This window comes from Xenorhabdus sp. SGI240, assembly GCF_040081915.1.
Classification (GTDB): Bacteria; Pseudomonadota; Gammaproteobacteria; order Enterobacterales; family Enterobacteriaceae; genus Xenorhabdus; species Xenorhabdus bakwenae.
On sequence record NZ_JBEBMB010000159.1, the window covers coordinates 1 to 1115 of the forward strand.

2 protein-coding genes are annotated in these 1115 nt (G+C 36.3%); both read left to right on the forward strand.

The features are described from left to right. Nucleotides 1-135 precede the first annotated feature (135 nt). The gene (locus ABLA76_RS17895) at nucleotides 136-600 is read left to right on the forward strand and encodes a hypothetical protein (RefSeq protein WP_348988945.1); all 465 of its coding nucleotides are present in this window, start codon (nucleotides 136-138) and stop codon (nucleotides 598-600) included. 326 nt (nucleotides 601-926) lie between these two features. After that, nucleotides 927-1103: a carbon storage regulator CsrA gene (csrA, locus tag ABLA76_RS17900; protein ID WP_047964142.1), complete on the forward strand. Its 177-nt coding sequence runs from the start codon at nucleotides 927-929 to the stop codon at nucleotides 1101-1103. Nucleotides 1104-1115 lie beyond the last annotated feature (12 nt).

Sequence of the window (1115 nt, forward strand, 5' to 3'; positions counted from 1 at the left end):
ACCTGTGTCAGGACTCAGGCAAATGACAGGGAAGAGGCAAAAAGGTTATTAGCGCCTGCATATGTAATCCTTGGCTGGATGGGTCAAATAGTTAATCGTAACTGAAATAAACAATTTAATTCTGAGGGCATAAAAATGAAAAAGCCAGTAACTAATATCAATAATACTTTGGTGACTGAGATAAACAATAACCAAATTAAAGGGCAGCAATCGCTACCCTGTGGCGACAAACCTTTTATTTACGCTGCTAATTTAAATCTTTATGAACTTATTGCATGGCTTCAAAATGAACTTAATACACTTAATCGCCGTGAAAGAGCACTTTGTATTGTATCGAAAGCAGTAGATTCATTGGAACTTGAAATTAATTCTCTTGTTGCTCATCAGCCTTTTTCAGAGTCCGTTCACCTGAACCAAGAATCCAATTTACTTTTAGATTCCAATCAATGCCAGATGCGTCTTTGTTCAGCTTTAAACTATTTACGTAACTCCAGGCTTGCTGAGGTAGATTTTCCGGGGCAAGGTCTTTCAGAAGAGCAAAAACAATCCATTCGAGCGGATTGGCTTCCAGCTCCCGAAGGGAAACTTGATACCGAGTAAACAGTAAATGCTTAAGAGCCTTGTCACCTCTTAACGGCTCAAATATTGTTGCATGCTGTTTTCGGTATTCATAGCTAACTATTTCAAGCAATAAAATTAAATAAGAATGTATTTTGGCGCTATCAGGATCACCCTTAGAAATCATGTTTTGGCTGGTGTAGAAGGCGCCATACGCGGGGAAAATAGCTTTTTGAATTTCGATAAATAAATTCGAATAAACGGACATAATACTTCCTTCTTAGTTTATGTAGGAGCTTTCAAAGATAACACTATTCAAAAGTGAAAATAAAAAGGTAAATCAGCATAATATGATCAAGGAGACAAAAATGTTAACCCTAACTCGCCGCCCACAAGAAAAAATTATGATAGGTGACGATATCGTAATAACAGTATTAAGAACTCAAAGTAGTAAAGTAAAAATCAGAATTGAAGCACCAAAAGATATTCCTGTGCATCGTGAGGAAATTTATCAACGAATCCAACAAGGAATTAAACATGAATAATAAACTACAAAC

Excerpts from the sequence above, each read along its gene's own strand:
- csrA (WP_047964142.1), top strand. The coding sequence starts at position 927 with ATGTTAACCCTAACTCGCCGCCCACAAGAAAAAATTATGATAGGTGAC.
- ABLA76_RS17895 (WP_348988945.1), top strand. The coding sequence starts at position 136 with ATGAAAAAGCCAGTAACTAATATCAATAATACTTTGGTGACTGAGATA.